This window comes from Saccharothrix algeriensis (assembly GCF_016907655.1).
GTDB classification, from domain to species: Bacteria; Actinomycetota; Actinomycetes; order Mycobacteriales; family Pseudonocardiaceae; genus Actinosynnema; species Actinosynnema algeriense.
Genome location: NZ_JAFBCL010000001.1, coordinates 1,253,862 through 1,272,540 on the forward strand (window position 1 = coordinate 1,253,862; position 18,679 = coordinate 1,272,540).

An 18,679-nucleotide genomic window follows, 5' to 3' on the forward strand; every position below is an offset into this window, starting at 1 on the left:
CGCGCACCACTCCGGACGCCTCTTCGACCACGCGACGACGATCGCGCAGCCACGTGTCCACCCGGGAACGGCCGGCGGAACCTTACCGGAATGCCGGGTACAGCGGCAGTTCCGCGGCCTGCGGCCCGTACCGGGCGACCAGGGCGGACACCATCGCCCCCGCGTGCTCCGCCACCTGCTCCTCGCCCAGCGCCAGCGCGTCCGAGCGCAGCCGCAGCCACCGCGTGGTCAGCACCGTGCTGCGCGGCGGCGAGTCCAGCGGCCGGTGCCCCGAGGGCAGCGCCGAGTCCAGCCCCGGCAGGCCGCGCCAGGTGGCCAGCCACACCCACAGCAGCTGCGCCTGCAGCAGCCGGGGCAGGAACACCGCGTCGTCGTCCAGGTCCGGCCACACCGAGCCGACCTCGGCCCGCCACGCCGCGACCATCGCCTCGGACATGCCGGCGGGCAGCCCGTAGGCGCACCAGCACGACGGGAACGGCACCCGCAGGCAGGCCGCGTCGAACACGACGTCGCGGACGCAGCCGCCCTCGAAGTCGAGGAACCGGACGCCCCTGCTGGTCACCAGGTGGTTGTCCGGGCAGGACGTGGACGGGCTGAACGCGCGCCACCGGGCCGTGCCGAACCCGCGCGCGGCGCGCACCGCGAAGTCGAGCACGGCGGGCGCGGTCCGCACCCCCAGCGCGCCGGCCAGCAGCTCGGGCAGCCCGGCCAGCGCCGCGTGCACGTCCACCGCGATCGGGTCGGCGCAGCACTGGCTGCCCTGCCGCCGCATCAGCGCGTCGAAGTCCGCGTCCCGGCCCGCGGTGGTGGCGTGCAGCCTGCCCATGGCGTGCGCCCAGGACAGCAGGCCGCGCTCGGCGGCCCGCGCGTCGGGCCCGAGCAGCTTCTCCGCCAGCCGCGGCGCCCGGCCCAGGTCCTCCAGCACGACCAGCCGCTCGCGGTTGTCCTGCGCGACCAGCTCGGGCGTCAGCCGGTCCTCGCCGGGCAGCGCGGTGAGCAGCTTGTGCGACACGGCCTCGTGCGCGAACGGGTCCCGGTCGGCCACCGCCGACGGGTAGCGCTTCACCACCAGCGTGCGCGGCAGCGAGAACGGCGTCGACGCCACCCGCACCCGGACGACCACGGACCGGCCCGCTCCCCCGAGCCGCTCGGGATCGGCCAGCCGCACCGCCGCGCCGAACCGGCCGCTCAGCACGGACTCCGCGGCCGCCACCGTCTCCAGCAGGTCGGGATCGGCGGCGTCGTCGATGTCCGCCGGGCCGGCGGTGATCTCCAAGCTCATCCCCTCCGACCCTACCCCGGTGGCCGCTGACCTGACAGAACCCGTCCGGGCACCGTGACGCTAGTGCTCATATGCGTAGTTGGACCACCATTTGCCGACAACTGCAACCAACCCGTCCCCGGGCGCCGGCGCGGGGACGGCCGCGGCCCTCAGCCCTGCGGGAGCGGTCGTCCCTGGTCACGGCCGCGGCGACGGCGGTTGCGCAGGGCCAGCACCAGCGCGGCGGCCAGGACGATGCCCACCAGGTTGACCACGAGCTGGAGCACCGACTGCCCGCAGATGGCCCACTCGCCGAGCACGGCCGCGATCACCGCGAAACCCGCCGCCGGCACGGTCGTCACCGAGATGAACACCCCGACCAGCGCCGCCGACTTCGCCGAGGTCATCGACAGCATCCCCGCCGCGCCCGCGAGCAGCGCCACGATCAGCGAGAACGGGCCCACCCGGAACACGAAGTCCACCTGGTGGGCGGCCAGCACCACGTCGCGGTCGAACAGCCCGGCGCGGGAGCCGAGGACCGCGCCGACGAAGGTCACCAGCATCGCCACCGGGAACCCGACCGCCAGCGCCAGCGCCGCGCGCCGCACCAGGTCCCGGCGCCGCAGCACCGCGCCCACCGCGATGGCCGCCAGCGGCCCGAACTCCGGGCCGACGACCATCGCGCCGACGATCGTCACCGGCGAGTCGGTCACCACGCCCACCGCGGCCAGCAGGCACGCGATGGTCAGGAACGCCACGAACGTGGCGTTGAGCCGCGACTCCTCGCCGGTGCGGCCGAGCAGCTCCTCCCACACCACGGCGTCGGCGCCCTGGCCCGGCGCCGCCCGCTCCGCCCGGTCGGCGGCGTCGGACAGCGCCGTGTCCAGCAGCTCCAGCGTCAGGCCGCCGCTGCGGTCGACGCCCAGCCCGCACAGCGCGTCGACCACCTCGTCGGCGGCCTCGCGGGCCAGGTCGGCCTCCACCACGTCGCCCGCCGGGTCGACGGCCGCGCCGCGCAGCAGCACGACGTGCGCCGCGCCGGGGTGCTCCTTCAGCGCGGCGAGCACCTGCTCGGTGCGGTCGACCGGGCACAGCGCCCTCAGGTGCAGCATGGCCACGACTGTGCCCGATCGGCCCGGCTACCGCTCCCGGATCACGCCTGCGGCTGCTGCGGCTTGGCGTCCACCCCGGCCTCCTTGCGCTGCTGCGCGGTGATCGGGGCGGGCGCGGCGGTCAGCGGGTCGTAGCCGCCGCCGCTCTTGGGGAACGCGATGACCTCGCGGATCGAGTCCGCGCCGGCCAGCAGCATGGTGATCCGGTCCCAGCCGAACGCGATGCCGCCGTGCGGCGGGGCGCCGTACTTGAAGGCGTCGAGCAGGAAGCCGAACTTCTCCTGCGCCTCCTGCGGGCCGATGCCCATCACGTCGAACGCCCGCTGCTGCACGTCCGCGCGGTGGATCCGGATGGACCCGCCGCCGATCTCGTTGCCGTTGCAGACGATGTCGTAGGCGTAGGCTTTGGCGTTGCCCGGGTCCTCCTCGAAGCGGTCGACCCACTCCGGGGTCGGCGAGGTGAACGCGTGGTGCAGCGCGGTCCACTTGCCACCGCCGACGGCCACGTCGTCGGTCTTGTCGGTGGCCTCGAACATCGGGAAGTCCACGACCCACACGAACGACCAGGAGCCCTCCTCGATCAGCCCGATCCGGTTCGCGATCTCCACCCGGGCCGCGCCGAGCAGCGCCCGCGCGCCGTCCGGGTCGCCCGCGCCGAAGAACACGCAGTCGCCGGGGTTCGCGCCCACGGCCTTCGCCAGGCCCTCGCGCTCGGCGTCGGAGAGGTTCTTGGCCACCGGGCCGCCCAGCGTGCCGTCCTCGTTGACCAGCACGTAGGCCAGGCCCCTCGCGCCGCGCTGCTTGGCCCACTCCTGCCAGGCGTCGAGCGTGCGGCGGGGCTGGTCGGCGCCGCCGGGCATGACCACCGCGCCCACGTAGGGCGCCTGGAAGACCCGGAACGGGGTGTCCTTGAAGTACTCGGTCAGCTCGGTCAGCTCCAGGTCGAAGCGCAGGTCCGGCTTGTCCGAGCCGTACTTGGCCATCGCCTCGGCGTAGGAGATGCGGCGGAACGGCCGCGCGATCTCGTGGCCGGCCAGCTCGCGCCACAGCGCGGTGATGATCTGCTCGCCCAGCTCGATCACGTCGTCCTGCTCGACGAAGCTCATCTCGATGTCGAGCTGGGTGAACTCCGGCTGCCGGTCGGCGCGGAAGTCCTCGTCCCGGTAGCAGCGGGCGATCTGGTAGTACCGCTCCAGCCCGCCGACCATCAGCAGCTGCTTGAACAGCTGCGGCGACTGCGGCAGCGCGTACCAGGACCCGGGCCGCAGCCGAGCGGGCACCAGGAAGTCCCGCGCGCCCTCCGGCGTGGAGCGGGTCAGCGTGGGGGTCTCGACCTCCACGAAGTCCCGCTCGTGCAGCACCTCGCGCGCGATCCGGTTGGCCTCGCTGCGCAGCCGCATCGCCTTGGCCGGGCCGCTGCGGCGCAGGTCCAGGTAGCGGTGCTTGAGGCGGGCCTCCTCGCCGACCTCCAGGTGCTCGTCGAGCTGGAAGGGCAGCGGCGCGGCCTCGTTGAGCACCTCCAGCTCGGAGGCGTAGACCTCGATCGCCCCGGTGGGCAGGTCGGGGTTCTCGCTGCCCTCGGGGCGCAGCGTCACCTCGCCGACGACCTTCACCACGAACTCCGAGCGCAGCCGGTGGGCGCGCTCGGCCATCTCGCCCTCCCGGAACACGACCTGCGCGACACCGGAGGCGTCCCGGAAGTCGATGAAGATCACGCCCCCGTGATCGCGCCGGCGGGCCACCCACCCGGTCAGGGTGACGGACTGCCCGGCGTGCTCGGCGCGGAGCGTCCCGGCCTCGTGCGTGCGCATCACGGGTGCTGCTCTCCTCGGGTTCGTGGTCGGCTCGGCCGACGTCGTGGGTGGTGATAGCGGAACAGCGACTGGTCGTCAAGGCTATCCAACGGCGCACCGGAAGACGCCACCAGGTTTCTCCGGGGCTCACCGCGGGGCCCGCCGCGCCCCTACGATCCCCGCGTGCGCAGACGCCTGCTGTTGACCGCCGTGCTCCTTCTGCTGACCACCGGTTGCGCGTACACCGTCCAGGGCAGGCCGGTCGCAGGCCCCCTCCCGCCGGTCCCGACCACCCAGTGCCAGTACCCGCGCGACCCGGACTCGGCCACGAGCACCCGCGTGCAACCGCCCGGCGAGTACGAGGTGCCGCTGAAGGGCACGTCGGTCTTCACCCTGGCCACCGGCGAGGGCGACATCGAGCTGACCCTCGACGCGGCCTCCGCCCCCTGCGCCGTGCACAACTTCCGCCACCTGGTCGGGAAGCGCTTCTACGACGGGACCAAGTGCCACCGGCTCGTGACGGAGGGCATCCGGATCATCCAGTGCGGCGACCCGACGGGCACCGGCAGCGGCGGACCGGGGTACCGCTACGACGACCCGAAGGCCAAGACCGGTGGGTACGCGCGCGGTGTCGTCGGGATGGCGAACCGGGGGACGCCGGGCACCAACGGCAGCCAGTTCTTCATCGTGTACGAGGACAGCGAGTTCCCGCCGCACTACCCGGTGATCGGGAGGGTGACGCGCGGGCTGGACGTGGTCGAGGAGGTCGCGGCCCTCGGCGTGCAGCCGACGTACACGGAGGACCGCAAAACCGTCCAGCAGACGGACGGCCCACCGGTCGTCGACTTCAAGTTCACCACAGTGCGGGAGAAGTAACCCGCCCCTTCACACCCCTGCTCCCCACGCCAGGCGAACGGCACCAGCCCCCCACCCCGAACCGCCCCTCAAGCGCTTGTGGTGGTCCGCACGCCCCGTGCAGACCGGTCGCTTCGTGTTCTCCCCGTAGGACCCAACGCCGCCAACTTAAGCTTTCGGCTGGTCAAGACCCCGGTCGTTCACCGAACAGGCCGGATGGCACCGCACCGCACAGGCACAGATTCCCAGGTCACTTGTCGTCGCGACGAGGCCGAGGCGATCTGGATCGGATCGCACCGAACACAAGCTGAATCGATCTGAGCTGAGTAGATAATGTTCAGGTCAGCGGCATTGGGCCACGGCTTCGTCAGCGCGCTGCCGGCTTCGCGGCCAGGACTCAAGAAACTCTGCGAGTTGCGGTTGCCGTTCAGCGGGACGCTGCAACGACCACACGGTGATCTCGGGTCGCCGCGGGTGCGCAATCGCTCGTACGACCCTCCACCCCTGCTGTCGGTAGTACCGAACCAAGCCGCGGTTGTCCTTACCCGTGGTCAGGACACCACGTCGGACCCAGTCGTGCCCGAGCCCGGCCGCGTAGTCGAGTGCCCAAAAGGCGATGACGACTCCCAGCCCTCGCCCGACGAAACGCGGGTCCGTGACCGTGGACTGCAGGAACGTGGCGCTCTGCGCCTGTTCCTCGGGACTCCAACCGAGGGCGGGGGTGAGCGGAGACGCCGAGGTGACTCCGACGACACCGCCGCGCGATTCGCACAGCACCCAGGTGGGCCAGCGGTCGTCCCCCACCTGGCCGGCCAACTCGTCAGCGTGCCGGTTCCAACTCGTCCACCGACCCTGGCCGGCCTCGCGCATCCAGGCCGCCCGAGCGCGGATCATGCCTGCGACCTCCGGACGGTCGGTCGCCACGCCCGGACGCATCACGTATGCGGTCGCTACCGTCGTCACGACAGCAATCCTCGCAGACCCAGTTCAAGCCGAAGGTATCCGAACAACCGCGTGTCGATCCTGCCCGTGGAGGCCGCGTCCCGCACGGCTCGAAGGCGGTCGGGGTCCACGAAGCCCAGATCCACTAGCGGCGATTCCTCCAGGTACTCGTCAACCAGAGGTACGCCGTACTCGACAAGCCCGCGCTCCATGACGTGGACGAAGTTCTCACGATGCCGCGGGTGCACCACATCGTCGGAAAAGCCCAGCCGCCGAAGTCGTTCGCGGGCGATGAACTTGCCTTCACGGAACCTGACGGGCAACTGCTCCCCGAATCTGATCAAGCGACCGGAAGCGAGCGGGGACAACGGCCACAGACCAGCCGCCATGAACTGTGGCGTCCTGCAAGCGAAGCCGAGGTGGGTCGCTTCGTTGAGCACAGTGACCGGCGCAAGGTCGCTGTCAATCCGGGCGAGCAACTCAACGGCTCGACACCCGAGCCAGTCGGGCGGGTTTCGATGAGGGTTGTTGCGCCCTTGCACCCGGCCGGTCCGCCCCCATTCCTCGCCACGCAGCGAGAGGAGTTCGTCACCGCCGTCACCGGTGAACACGGTGGTCAGACCGTGGGCGGTGGCGCTTTCCAACATCGCTTCGACCGCTTCATGGTAGGGCTCGTCCATCGGGTTGAGCGGATCACCCAGCGCTCTACCTCCTAGCGGGTGCAGAGGCGGCCAGTCGATCGCAGGTACCCGGAAGTCCCGGAAACCCGCAAAGTCGATCATGGCGTTGCGTCGCCGCAGCTGCTGCTCACCGATCTCGCCCGCGAGGATCAGTGCGTATGACCGGATCTTCCCGGGAAAAAGTCCGGCAAGGGTCATGGCGACGTTCGCGGAGTCCATCCCACCTGACAGCTCGACAGCAGTTCGTTCCGGGTCGATCTCCCAGAGCCGGACCGCCCTCTGCAACTCAGCCTCGTAGACGTCGAGGATGTCCACGCCCTCGCGGATCTCCCGGGGAAGGGCGCGCATCGCCGGTTCCGGGTAGCGGAAGTCCAGACCCGACACCGGGTCATAGGTGACTCTCATCCGCTCGGTGATCTGCTTTACCGGAGCGAACAGGGTGTGCATGGAGTAGCGCGGCCGGCCGGCGAGAATACTCGTGACCGTCGGCGGGTGAAGTTCACCGAAGCGCATGTGCGCCCGCAGATCCCCGTAGTACCACGAGCCATGCAACCGGCCCCGTCCCTCTACTACGTAGACGGGCGCATTACCCCACTGGCCCGCGTAGAGACGGAACGCGCCCTGAGGATCTTGCTCAATCATGAAGAAGTCGGTGGCCGAGGCGAGCAGCCGATGCCTCAACTCACCGTATGCCGGAGGTGTAAGTGCCACCGGTTCGGGTGTACCGAGCTGGATCACATCGGACGCTCGCTCTCTGACGACAACAAGGCTCGACGTGCCATCCGTCGCGGCGAAGTCTTCGAGGTTCGGATGCCTGAAGGGTTCGATCCAGCTTGCCCCCGACACCCACCGCCCTCCGTCCGAGCGCCACGGCGGGCGGTTCCCCTCGTGGATCAACTCCATCTTGAGCACAGTATGCCTCCGCACTGAGGAACGTCGAGGACGGGCGCACTGCCCGCCCCCGACGCCGTGATCAGATTTCGTCGTACTGGTTCTTGGTGTCGCTGCTACCCGCAACCTTCGTGTACTCGCTGGGAAGTACCGCCAGCGTCTCGCCGCCCACGAAGACGTCCGCGAACATGTCGTGGTTTTCCATCCTTTGCCCTCCTTTCGCGTCTAGTCGCCTGTCACCTCACCGAGTGGGTGCCAGCCGCGCCCGCGCTGACTCTTCGACCACTTCAGCGAAGGCACCCACGGACTGATACAAGAGCGACGGACCCGCGAGAGGGGCCGTCTTGCCCGATGCATCGCTCAATCGGGCGTACACCGCCCTACGGTCGTCCCATGCTTGAACGACCTCAGTCACTCCCGGTCGCGTGAAGCGATGGAAATAGAGGCCACTCGGGTGACCGTTGGAGGCGAGCAAAGGCGCGGCCTGGTCGAGCACGAGACGACCGCTGTCGTTCAGCGCATCCGGGATCCGCTGATCGTGCCCGCTCTCTGCCAGACCTTCGAGTACGCCGCAGCCATCATCGCCGGCGTAGAACGAGGTGTCGTGATCTTCAGCGCAGAGGCGTTCCAGAGCTTCCTGCGGTCCGCGAAGCTTGAGCCCCGAGCCTGGCAGGCCCGGATCGGGACTGGTCACGTCACACCCGATCCGGACTTGCCAAGCTCAGCGACCAGTCGTCCGGCCGTGACGGTCCGAGTCGTTCGGCACGACCGAATGCGCGGTGCCCTCCAAGCGCACCCGCGCACCTCGGCGCAGCTGACCCGCGCCACGGATGAGGGGCGACCCCGTCACGTGCTCACCGGCACCGGTACACCACAGGAGTCCGCGATCCGTACGAAACTCGGGTTTCCCGGGTCAGGGCTGATCTTCCGCTGGGTCGGCTTCGGCGTTGCCCACTCGGCGGGACTTCCAACGCCGGACCGCAGAAACACCTCCGCCGATGCTCATCAGCAGCCCGATCCCAATGCCGAGACCGCCGAGCAGGCCCTTCTGGCCAAGTACCTTCGCCACTGCGAACAGCTCCGTTGCGACCAGGACCGCAAGGCCGTCCAGCAGACGGACGGCCCACCGGTCGTCGACTTCAAGTTCACCACGGTGCGGGAGAAGTAACCCGCCCCTTCACCCCCCTGCTCCTCCACCCTCTGTTCCCCACGCCCCTGCCCCTCATGCCAGGCGAACGGCACCAGCCCCCACCCCGAACCGCCCCTCAAGCGCTTGTGGTGGTCCGCACGCCCCGTGCAGACCGGTCGCTTCGTGTTCTCCCCGTATGGCCTGCCCGGAGGGCTACCATGCTTTTCCTGGGGGTGCAAGCACGCTTTTCGCTTGCACCCCCAGGAAAAGCATGGTCGTCTTTAGACAGGTCATACGGGGAGAACACGACCGCTCTTGCTCTTCCTCCTCCTTGGCGGCCTGCCCGTCCGGCGAGGACTCTTTAAAGCTCTTCAACTTAGATCCGCACCGCCCCGAATCTCACCCGGATCGGTGCGCGACAAAAGTATGAAGAGCAGCCGAGAGGCCGCCAAGGATGACACAAAGACCAAGCTCAGGGCGTCGCGCCACCCCCGCATGGCCTGGTCGGAGACAACCACATGCGTCAAGGGGAGATCGAACCGGGTGTGCGGTGACCGGGTGTCCCGATCTCCCCTTGACACATGCGGTTCGCTGCGCGCAGGCCATACGGGGATGACACGCAGCCCACACCGGGGTGCGCGCTGCGCGCGGCTTCAAAACGATTTCGGGGCGGTGCGGGGTGGGTTCGGGCCGAGCCGGTTGTGGGCGGTGCGGGGTGGGTGGTGAAAGGGCCTGGGCCGCCTCCGGTGGAGGTGGCCGTGCCCGATCGTCGGGTTCGCGGTGCCGGTCAGTCGGGGGAAGTTGCGCGACCGGCGTTTTCCCGGACCCCGGGCCCACTGGTGGGGCGCGGGCGCTACCTTGCCCGGATGCGCCTGGAACCTGTCACCGAGGACAACTACCGCGCCGTCATCGACCTCGAAGTGCACGAGGAGCAGCGGGGTTTCGTCGCCTCGAACCTGCACTCGCTGGCCGACGCGTGGATCCACCGGCCGAAGATGGAGCCGCTCGCGCTGCGCTCGGGCGAGGAGCTGGTGGGCTTCACCCTGCTCCACCGGGACGACCCGCGGGAGCTGCACGTCGTCCGCTTCATGATCGACCGGCGGGCGCAGGGGCGGGGTCTGGGCCGCAAGGGCCTGGCCGCCATCGCCGACCTCGCGCGGGCGGAGGGTCGCACGCGGCTGAGCCTGAGCCTGGTGCCCGGCAACGCCGTCGCGCGCGGCCTGTACGCGGCGTTCGGGTTCGTCGAGACCGGTGAGGTGGTGGAGGGCGAGGTCGTGATGAGGCACGACCTCGCCCCGACCGGTCACCTGGCGGGCGACCAGTAGAGCAGGTTGCCCCACGGCAGCGGCGTGGACTCGCGCACGATCTCGGCCTGCACCTGGTCGGGCGTCGCCGCCCGGTGGGCGTGCAGGTACCGCAGCGCCACGCCGGAGACGTACCCGGTCGACATGGACGTGCCGCTCAACGTGTTCGTGGCCGTGTCGCCGGTGTGCCACGCCGAGGTGATGTTCACGCCCGGCGCGTACACGTCGACCACCTTGCCGTAGTTGGAGAACGACGCCCTGGCGTCGGCGCTGGTGGACGAGCCGGAGGTGATCGCCTCCACGACGCGCGCCGGCGAGGAGCCCGCGGCGTCGCCGTTGCCGCCGCCGGCGGTGACCGACGCCGTCACGCCGGAGGCGATCAGCCGGCGCACCGCGTCGTCGAGCGCCGTGGACGCGCCGCCGCCGAGGCTGAGGTTGGCCACGGCGGGCTTCCTCGCGTTGGCCGCCACCCAGTCGATGCCCGCGATGACGCCCGCCGTGGTGCCGGTGCCGTTCTTGTCCAGCACCCGCACGCCGCACACCCGCGCCTGCTTGGCCACGCCGTAGGTCTTGCCCGCGATGAGGCCGGCGACGTGCGTGCCGTGGCCGTTGTCGTCCTGGGCGACGTCGTCCTTGTCGACCGCGTCCCAGCCGTTGCACGCCCGACCGCGGAACTCCTCGTGGGTGACGCGGATGCCGGTGTCGATCACGTACGCCGTGGTGCCGCGCCCGGTGGTCGTGTACTCGTACCGGGTGTCCAGCGGCAGCTTGCGCTGGTCGATGCGGTCCAGGCCCCAGGGCGCGTTCTCCTGCGTCGTGAAGGCCCGCACGACCTGGTCCTGCTCGACGTACTCCACGGCCGGGTCGGCGGCGAGCCGACGGGCCTGCCCGGCGCTCAACCGGACCGAGAAACCCTTGAACGGCCCGGAGAACACCCGGTCCACCCGGTCGAACCGGGCGGTCACGTCGCTCAGCGCCGAGAAGTCCCGGAGCTTGACCACGTAGCTGCCGGGCACGGCCCGCGGGGAGCCGGCGTGCAGGACCGCGCCCTCCGCCTGGGCCGGGACGGCCGACAAACCGACGGCCAGGGCGGCTGCGCCGAGGCCGGGCAACAACTTGCGCATGGGGTCTTCCTTCGCGGGGTTCGCAGGGAACGCGGCACGGGTCGCGTGCCGCGGGTACTACCGGGCGTCGAGCACCCGCACGGCTCCCACCGGCACGCCCTCCGCCACGTCGTGCGCCCGGCCGGGTGGCGGCGTGCGCGCCGGCCTCCCTCGCGGGGACGGGAAACCCCGGCGCGGTTCGCGCGCCGGGGTTTCCGCTTCGGGCTCGGGCCGTCAGGCCGTGGGGGCCCAGTACAGCAACCGGTTCGGGGAGCCCGAGCCGGGGTTGGTGACCTTGCCGCTGGTGGCGGCGCTCACGATCGCCGACTGCGCCTGGGCCGGCGTGGCCGACCGGTTGGCCTGCAGGTAGCGGGCCACGACGCCGACCACGTGCGGGGTCGCCATCGAGGTGCCGCTGATCGTGTTGGTCGCGGTGTCGCTGGTGTGCCAGGCGGAGGTGATGTCGGAGCCGGGCGCGAAGACGTCCACCACCGAGCCGTAGTTCGAGAAGCTCGACCGCGCGTCGGTCCGGGTGGTGGAGCCGACCGTGATCGCCTCGGTCACCCGCGCGGGAGACGAGGTCGACGCGTTGGTGTTGCTGTTGCCCGCCGCCACGCCGTAGGTGACGCCCGCGGCGATGGACCGGCGCACGGCCGCGTCCAGCGTCGTGGAGGCGCCGCCGCCGAGGCTCATGTTCGCCGCGGCCGGCTTGACGTGGTTGCGGGTCACCCAGTCGATGCCCGCCACCACGCCGGCGGTGGTGCCGCTGCCGGAGTTGTTCAGCACGCGCACGGCGTGGATCGTGGCGCCCTTGGCGATGCCGTGCGCACGGCCGGCGATGGTGCCCGCCACGTGCGTGCCGTGGCCGTTGCCGTCCTGGGCGATGTTGTCGTTGTCGACCGCGTCGTAGCCGTTCTTCGCCTGGCCGCCGAAGTCGCTGTGGCTGATGCGCACACCGGTGTCGATGACGTAGACGTTCACGCCCGCGCCGGTGGTGTTGTAGGTGTAGCTCCGGTCGAGCGGCAGGTTGCGCTGGTCGACCCGGTCCAGCCCCCACGACGGCGGGTTGGACTGGGTGGCGTCGGCGTGCACCACCTGGTCCTGCTCGACGTAGTCGACCGCCGGGTGCGCGGCCAGGCGCTTGGCGGCCCGCTCGGACAGGGTCGCGGAGAACCCGTTCAACGCCGTGGAGAAAATGCGGTCGACCCGGCCGCCGAAGCGCGCCGCGAGCGAGTTCGCATCCGCCGTGGAGAAATCCTTCAGCTTCACCAGGTAGCTGTTCGGGATCGCCTCGGCGGTCCCGGCGGAGAGGATCGTGCCCTCCGCGGCCTGGGCGGGCGGCGCCACCAGGGCGCACACCGCCACCCCGGCGCCGACCCCGGCGATCCAACTGAGCTTGCGCATGTGCGTGTCCGTTCTTCGCAGGGAACGGTCGTCGACGCCCGCCAGCGGCAGGGGGCGGGGCCTCGACCGCGCGGGGTGTGCCTCACATCACCCCACGTCCCGAGGCTATGGGGCGCTTCGGCTACCGGGAAGCGGCCGGACGTCCCAGCGCCGGTGGGACGATCGCGCGGCCCCGACCTTCACACCGGTGCTGTTAATGAGAATTCAAACATTCCATGGCCGACCGGATTTTGCCCGCCGATTCGGTTAAATTCACGTCGGGAAACCCGATCGGCTGTACCGTCGAGGCGATTTCGCACGATAACGTCGCTCGCCTTGTCCTCGGAGAACGGAGTGGAGATGCCTACGCCAGTCGTCGGACCGGAATCGCGGGTACGCGATCCCCGACGCATCGACGCCGGAGCGGACCCCTTCGCGGACGCTTTGCGCTCCGCGATCCGGGCGAAAGGGCTCAGCCTGGAGCGCATCCAGCACAAGCTGCGGTCACGGGGCGTGGCGGTGAGCATCGCCGCGCTGAGCTATTGGCAGTCGGGGCGGCGACGGCCGGAACGGCCCGACTCACTGACCGCAGTCGGGCACCTGGAGGAGATCCTGGAGGTCGGCGAGGGCGGGCTGCGCGCGCTGCTGGGGCCGCCCCGGCCGCGCGGCAAGGCTCGGCCCAGGACGCGGCCGGTCGGCCCGGAAGCCTGGGCGGCGGCGGGGGACTACGAGTCGATGGCCGAGCTGCTGGCCGACGTGGACACCAGCACCGACCAGGACCTGACCCGGCTCAGCCTGCGCGACCAGGTGGAGCTGGCGATGGACGGCAGCACCCGCCGGGTGCGGTCGCGGCAGGTGCTGCGGGCCGAGCGGGCCGGGGTGGACCGCGTGCTGCTGGGCTACGACACCCGGCTGCCCGGCGACCCGCTGCCGGTGATCGGCACGCTGCGCTCGTGCAGACTGGGGCGGGTCTCCGCCGACCCGCGCAACGGTCTGATGATCGCCGAACTGCTGTTCGACCGGCCACTGCGCAGGGGGGAGCGCACCGCCGTGGAGTACGAGCTCATCCACGTCGCGCCGCACCACCCGACCTACGACAACACCCACTCGCGCCGGTTCCGGCACCCGGTTCGGGAGTACGTGCTGGAAGTCCGGTACGACTCGCGGTGCCGACCCGCGCGCTGCGAGCAGTTCACCTCGGACCTGTCCGGCGGCGAACCCGCCGAGGTGCGGGAGACCCCGGTGGACACCTGGGGCTACGCCTACGCCGTCGCCCTGGACTTCGGGCCCGGTGTGGTGGGCCTGCGCTGGCAGTGGACGTGAGCCGGTAGGAGCGCGGCAACTCCAGCGCGTGCCGTGCCACGGAGTTCAGGACCACCTCGCGGCTCACCGACGCGAACCGGGACGCCCGGGACGCGGCGAGCAGGGCGCCGAGTCCGTACTCGGAGGCCGACCCGTCGCCGCCGCGCACCCGGATGGCCCGGTCCACCGCCACCACCACCGCCCCCCGCCGCGCACTCGGCCATGTCGGCCGCCCCCCGCAGCCCGGTCTTCTCCAGCGTCGTGGAGCCGCGGCCTTTCACGCCCTCAGCCGAGCGGGTTCGCCCCGGGTCGCGCACCGCACCAACGGGCGCGCGACGCCCTGGTGCGCTCCGATCGGCGCGGGTCCGGGCGTGGTCGGCCGCCGGTCCAGGGCGCGGCGGGACGTGCCGGTGGGTGAAGCCGGGGGCGTCGGTCGGCACGACCACCGACGACAGCGGCAGCCGGCGGCGCCCTGCCCGCCGCCCTGCCCGCCCGCGGACCCGGGCGGCCACCGCCGTTCCCGCTCCGGTGCGCCAAACCGCGCGATTACGGTCGCGCGGATCGCCGGCGGTACGACCATCGGCAGCATCGGGCATCCGGCGGCTGCCGGCTCCTCGCACACCGCCGCCAAGTCGGCGACGGCCACGCGCAGCGCCCGCCCGGGTCGTCGTGCACGGCGGCGGTGGAGGCCCCGCGGATACCGCTGCGTTCCCGGGCGACTTCGCTGCGTGACACCGCCGCCTCCCGCACACCGGGATCGGCGACGACGCCGTCGCGGTTGTGCCGGTAGACCACCGCCATGGTTTCGCCGGCGAATTCAAACACTGTTTCCCGGGGTTGCGGCGGGAGATTCCGCCACCCCAGCCGTAGGTTCGTCCGACGATTTCCGGACAACGCCGGGGCGGTGGCCGACGCGGCGGGGCGCACGTCCACTTCCGGCCCGCGAGAAGCCCGCGCCGCGCCGGGAAACCGGTGTGGGCGCCGCCGGCTCCGAAGGCCGGATGGCGCAACGCGCGAACCGGGAGCCGCCGGTTGACGACCAACCCGTGTACGGCCGAGCGGCCCAGTGCCGTGGCCGGTTTGCCGATCGCGGCCCGGCGGGTCGGCGCCCGGGCGATCGACTCGGCCGGGCGCCGCCCGTTCCGGCACCGCCCGCCCGACCCGCCACCCGACGAGCGTCCCGCGTCACCGACAGGCGCAGAAGACCGCCCGCCGGTGACGCAGGCCCGCCTCACCCGGTCACCAGCCGCCCTGGACCATCGTCTGGAACCGCCACTCGCCGGCGACCTTCACCAGCAGGTCGCCGTACCGCACGACCTGCGAGAAGTCGCCCACCGTGATGGTCGCGTCGGTGATCACGAAGACCAGGCCGGCGTTGACGAAGACCGGCGTGCGCACCGACTCCATCCGCACGTCGCCATCACCCAACTGGGCAGCCATGTCCTTCAGGAACCGCTCGCGGTCCCACAACTCGGCCGCCCCGTCGGTCACCGCGTTGACGGGGAACAGCGCCATCCCGGCCATCGCCTCGACGTCCTTGGCCACCGCCAGCGCGTCCCACCGCGCGAACCAGTCGAGGACCCCCGCCACGTCCTCGTCCGTCGGCACGAACCCAGCACCACTACCCGGCACACCACTCATGCCGTACAACGTACCGTACGCCGTACGCTCCCGCCACCTACGACGCCACGACGCCACGACGCCACGACGCCACGACGAGCAACCCCCCGGATCCGCCCCTCAAGCGTTCTTGGTCCTTGTTCTTCCTAAGCAGCGGGACCACAGCAGAGGGACCACGACGCAAGGCGAACGTCCGCACGCAGGTCCGCACTCAAGTCGGGAACGCTAATCAGCGGGACCACACCATCGCTTGTACACCAATCCGCCGGTGGGATCCCCCATCTTTTTCCCTCGGCCCGGAGAAATCCGACACATCGGATCGCGTGCGCGCACGAGGACGACAGACGGGAGATCCGTCCAGCGGATTGGTATACAAGCGAAAGTGTGGTCCCGCTGCGTAGCGTTCCCGACTTGAGCCCAGACCGCCGTTCTTAGCGTTCGCCTTGCGTCGTGGTCCCTCTGCGGTGGTCCCGCTGCTTCATTCAAACACCCTCTGAGCTGCACTGATGTGCTGAAGAGCGCCCCAGAGCAGCATTGACGGGTCAAAACACCTTACGGCAGCTCGTGGCCTCACAAGCGCTTGGAAGCACTTCAGGAGCGGTATCGGCGCCCGGAAGCGCTTCAGGAGCGGTTCGGGGCGGGGGCGCGGAGGACCTTCGTCCCGGCCCGCGTGCGGAATGGCTCCAGGGTGGCCCGCTGGCGCTCGGCGCGTTCCAGGAGGTGGTCGAAGTCGATGTCCGGCAGGCGTTCGCGCAGCCCCGCCAAATCGGCGACGGTGTTCCACAACTGCTTCTTGCCGTCGATCCCCATGGTCACGGCCTCCAATTCCACGAAACGGCTCAACGGCGAGTAACCGCCCAGCCGGCCGTTGAGCTTGAGCCGCCCCACCCGCTCGGACACGGCCGCGGAAGCGGTTTTGAGCCGGCTCGGGCGGACGCCCACCCGTTCCATGATCGACCGGAACGTCTCCACGTCCTCGGCGATGCCCGTCGCCACCTCCGCCAGCGCCTCGCCCAGCGGGGTGCCCTGGTTGTTGCGCTGCGCGCGGCGGGCCAGCTCGCGCCACAGCACGCCCATCGCGAACTGGTCCTTCAGGTAGATGCCCAGGTACGTGTCCATGAGGTGGAACTACCCGGCCGGCGGCCGGAGAACCCCCGATCGGGCGGCTCGGCCGGCGGCGGGACCCCTCACAGGAGGGTGAGCTGCCCCCGGTCGAGGCCGCGCGGGTTCGGTGTCGAGGCGGGCAGGCTGCCCCCGGGCCACGCGCCGTCGTCGTCATCGGGCTCGCCCGACAGCTCGACGCGGTGCTGCACGGCCAGGCCGTGCTTGCGCAGCAGCGGTTCGACCCTGGCCGCCAGGCGACGCCGGTAGTGGGCGTCGACGTAGGCGCCGCGCGCGTACAGCTTCCGGTAGCCGTCGACCAGGTCGGGGCGCTCGCGCGCCAGCCACCGCGCGAACCACTCCCGCGCGCCCGGCCGCAGGTGCAGGGGCAGCACGGTCACCCCGGTGGCCCCCGCCGCCGCGATCCCGGCCAGCAGCTCGTCCAGGCGTTGCGCCGAGTCCGTCAGGCCCGGCAGCACGGGGGCGACGAACACCCCGCACGGCAACCCGGCCTCGCGCACCCTGCGCACCAGCTCCAGCCGCGCCTGCGGGCTCGGCGTGCCCGGTTCCAGGCCCGCCTGCAGCTCCCGGTCCAGCAGGGCGATCGACACGCCGATGCCGACCGGCACCTGCCCCGCCGCCTCGCTCAGCAGCGGGATGTCGCGCGACAGCACGGTCCCCTTCGTCAGGACCGAGAACGGCGTGCCGGAGTCCGCCAGCGCCCGGATGATGCCCGGCATCAGCGCGTAGCGGCCCTCGGCCCGCTGGTACGGGTCGGTGTTCGTGCCCATCGCCACGTGCTCGCGCCGCCACCGCCGCGACTTCAGCTGCGCGGTCAGGACTTCCACCGCGTTGACCTTGACCACGACCTGCGAGTCGAAGTCGTGGCCGGCGTCCAGGTCGAGGTAGGTGTGCGAGTTGCGGGCGAAGCAGTTGTGGCTCACCAGGCCGTTGGCCACGAAGTCGCCCGTGCCGGTGGTGATGTCGTAGAGGGTCCGCGTCACGCCCAGCGCCTCCACCGACAGGACGCCGAGCCGCGCCCCGCGCGGGACCGGCGTGCCCTCCACCGCGTTGCCGCGCGCCACCGCCGGGTTCACCAGGTGCAGGAAGCGGAGCTTCTCCGCCAGCCCCCCGGTGATCCGCACGCCGCGCACCTCCACCACGTGCGCGATCCTCAGGCGCAGCAGCGCCAGCACCGCCGCCTCGAACACGGTGCTGTCCGAACTGGACAGCACGAGCTCGCCACCGGTCGCGGTGCCGCGCGCGTCGAACAGGCCGGCCAGGAAGCCCTTGCTCCACTCGTCACCGGGCGCCGCCGGCCACTCGACCAGCTCGCCGTCGCGCGGGATCACCCCGCCCCCGAAGTCCCGCGCCCGCGCCAGCACGTCCGGGTCGCCGGGCAGCCCGCCGCGCACCACGCCCCACAGGTAGCCGCGCCGGTAGTCGTCGTCGGCCGCGGGCGGCGCGGTGAAGCGGCCGGTCCCGACCAGGCGGGCGCCCTTCACCAGGAACGGCCGCTCGTCGGAGTCCGCGCAGCGGCCCGGCGTGAGGTGCCGCCAGCCGTCCTCGGTGAGGAACCGGTGGTCGCCGCTGGCCACGACCTGCGTGCCGTCCTCCAGGGTCAGCCGGTAGGCGGGCTTCTCGGTGGTCCACAGCGCCTTCACCCGCGTCGCGACGAAGCGGCCCTCGCGGGTGCCGAACACCTGTTCCCCCACCGCCAGCCGGGAGATGGGCTTCGTGCGGCCGTCGGCCAGCAGGACGGGCGTGTCACCGGCCAGGCAGTAGGTGCAGCCGTGCGTGCAGCCCCGGTACGGGTTGACCGTCCAGCCGAACGGCAGCCGCCCACCGGGGACCCTGTTCAGCACGGACTTGGCGCGCACCTCGTGGAACACGACGTCGGCGAAGTCGGGGGTGCGCACGCTGCGGACCAGTCCCGGCAACCCCGGTAGCGCCTGCTGCCGGTCCCCCACGTCCTTCTGCCCGTCCCATCGCATGTCCACATCCGAACATATGTTCGAAAACCCGTCAAACGGAGTACCGACGCCGCTTCCTCCGCCCCTTCACCACCTCGACGGAGCCACGGAAAGGTGGTCGAGCGCCGATGGCGGTGGACCACCGCCGAAGTGATCTACGTTCCGTTGTACGCCTACGACGGCCGTGGCCCGCGGCGTTCCTGTACGTGGGATCGCGCGTGCCGCGCACG

At 71.3% G+C, this 18,679-nt stretch carries 15 protein-coding genes; 4 read left to right on the forward strand and 11 right to left on the reverse strand.

Annotated features, from left to right (window positions below; all coding sequences use genetic code 11):
• Nucleotides 1-82: 82 nt before the first annotated feature.
• From JOE68_RS05300 to aspS, 3 genes are all read right to left on the reverse strand, one after another.
• Complete coding sequence (locus tag JOE68_RS05300) at nt 83-1,282, reverse strand: hypothetical protein (RefSeq protein WP_204841214.1); 1,200 nt, start codon at nt 1,280-1,282, stop codon at nt 83-85.
• 149 nt (nt 1,283-1,431) lie between these two features.
• Nucleotides 1,432-2,373: a DUF389 domain-containing protein gene (locus tag JOE68_RS05305; protein ID WP_204841215.1), complete on the reverse strand. Its 942-nt coding sequence runs from the start codon at nt 2,371-2,373 to the stop codon at nt 1,432-1,434.
• Between the two features lie 41 nt (nt 2,374-2,414).
• A complete protein-coding gene (aspS, locus tag JOE68_RS05310; RefSeq protein WP_204841216.1) occupies nt 2,415-4,187 on the reverse strand; it encodes an aspartate--tRNA ligase in 1,773 nt (590 codons plus the stop codon).
• Between the two features lie 162 nt (nt 4,188-4,349).
• Between aspS and JOE68_RS05315 the strand changes: the two genes are divergently transcribed.
• On the forward strand, nt 4,350-5,042 hold the full coding sequence (locus tag JOE68_RS05315) for a peptidylprolyl isomerase (protein ID WP_204841217.1): 693 nt from the start codon (nt 4,350-4,352) through the stop codon (nt 5,040-5,042).
• 321 nt (nt 5,043-5,363) lie between these two features.
• Here JOE68_RS05315 and JOE68_RS05320 read toward each other — a convergent pair whose 3' ends face one another.
• From JOE68_RS05320 to JOE68_RS31735, 3 genes are all read right to left on the reverse strand, one after another.
• Nucleotides 5,364-5,984 carry a GNAT family N-acetyltransferase gene (locus tag JOE68_RS05320; RefSeq protein ID WP_204841218.1) on the reverse strand — a complete coding sequence of 207 codons (621 nt, stop codon included), beginning with the start codon at nt 5,982-5,984 and terminating at the stop codon, nt 5,364-5,366.
• Nucleotides 5,981-7,546 (reverse strand): asparagine synthase-related protein, encoded by a 1,566-nt coding sequence (locus JOE68_RS05325; RefSeq protein ID WP_204841219.1) that lies wholly within the window; start codon nt 7,544-7,546, stop codon nt 5,981-5,983. The genes JOE68_RS05320 and JOE68_RS05325 overlap by 4 nt, the downstream gene beginning before the upstream one ends.
• 70 nt (nt 7,547-7,616) lie before the next feature.
• On the reverse strand, nt 7,617-7,739 hold the full coding sequence (locus JOE68_RS31735; protein WP_275584702.1) for a hypothetical protein: 123 nt from the start codon (nt 7,737-7,739) through the stop codon (nt 7,617-7,619).
• A gap of 192 nt (nt 7,740-7,931) precedes the next feature.
• Between JOE68_RS31735 and JOE68_RS05330 the strand changes: the two genes are divergently transcribed.
• Together JOE68_RS05330 and JOE68_RS05335 are read left to right on the forward strand one after the other, a co-directional pair.
• A complete protein-coding gene (locus JOE68_RS05330; RefSeq protein WP_204841220.1) occupies nt 7,932-8,702 on the forward strand; it encodes a hypothetical protein in 771 nt (256 codons plus the stop codon).
• Between the two features lie 827 nt (nt 8,703-9,529).
• Nucleotides 9,530-9,988 carry a GNAT family N-acetyltransferase gene (locus tag JOE68_RS05335; RefSeq protein WP_204841221.1) on the forward strand — a complete coding sequence of 153 codons (459 nt, stop codon included), beginning with the start codon at nt 9,530-9,532 and terminating at the stop codon, nt 9,986-9,988.
• On the opposite strand, the gene JOE68_RS05340 is transcribed toward JOE68_RS05335, so the two are convergent.
• The gene (locus JOE68_RS05340; protein ID WP_204841222.1) at nt 9,967-11,091 is read right to left on the reverse strand and encodes a S8 family peptidase; all 1,125 of its coding nucleotides are present in this window, start codon (nt 11,089-11,091) and stop codon (nt 9,967-9,969) included. The genes JOE68_RS05335 and JOE68_RS05340 overlap by 22 nt on opposite strands.
• A gap of 213 nt (nt 11,092-11,304) precedes the next feature.
• The gene (locus tag JOE68_RS05345) at nt 11,305-12,474 is read right to left on the reverse strand and encodes a S8 family peptidase (RefSeq protein WP_204841223.1); all 1,170 of its coding nucleotides are present in this window, start codon (nt 12,472-12,474) and stop codon (nt 11,305-11,307) included.
• A 423-nt stretch (nt 12,475-12,897) separates the two neighbouring features.
• Between JOE68_RS05345 and JOE68_RS05350 the strand changes: the two genes are divergently transcribed.
• A complete protein-coding gene (locus JOE68_RS05350; protein WP_239562141.1) occupies nt 12,898-13,776 on the forward strand; it encodes a hypothetical protein in 879 nt (292 codons plus the stop codon).
• Between the two features lie 1,218 nt (nt 13,777-14,994).
• On the opposite strand, the gene JOE68_RS05355 is transcribed toward JOE68_RS05350, so the two are convergent.
• The 3 genes from JOE68_RS05355 to JOE68_RS05365 all read right to left on the reverse strand — a co-directional run bounded on the left by JOE68_RS05355 (nt 14,995) and on the right by JOE68_RS05365 (nt 18,470).
• Nucleotides 14,995-15,396, reverse strand: coding sequence for a nuclear transport factor 2 family protein (locus JOE68_RS05355; protein WP_204841225.1), 402 nt, complete (start codon nt 15,394-15,396; stop codon nt 14,995-14,997).
• A 600-nt stretch (nt 15,397-15,996) separates the two neighbouring features.
• Nucleotides 15,997-16,494 carry a hypothetical protein gene (locus JOE68_RS05360; protein WP_204841226.1) on the reverse strand — a complete coding sequence of 166 codons (498 nt, stop codon included), beginning with the start codon at nt 16,492-16,494 and terminating at the stop codon, nt 15,997-15,999.
• 68 nt (nt 16,495-16,562) lie between these two features.
• The gene (locus JOE68_RS05365; RefSeq protein ID WP_204841227.1) at nt 16,563-18,470 is read right to left on the reverse strand and encodes an intein-containing Rv2578c family radical SAM protein; all 1,908 of its coding nucleotides are present in this window, start codon (nt 18,468-18,470) and stop codon (nt 16,563-16,565) included.
• Nucleotides 18,471-18,679 lie beyond the last annotated feature (209 nt).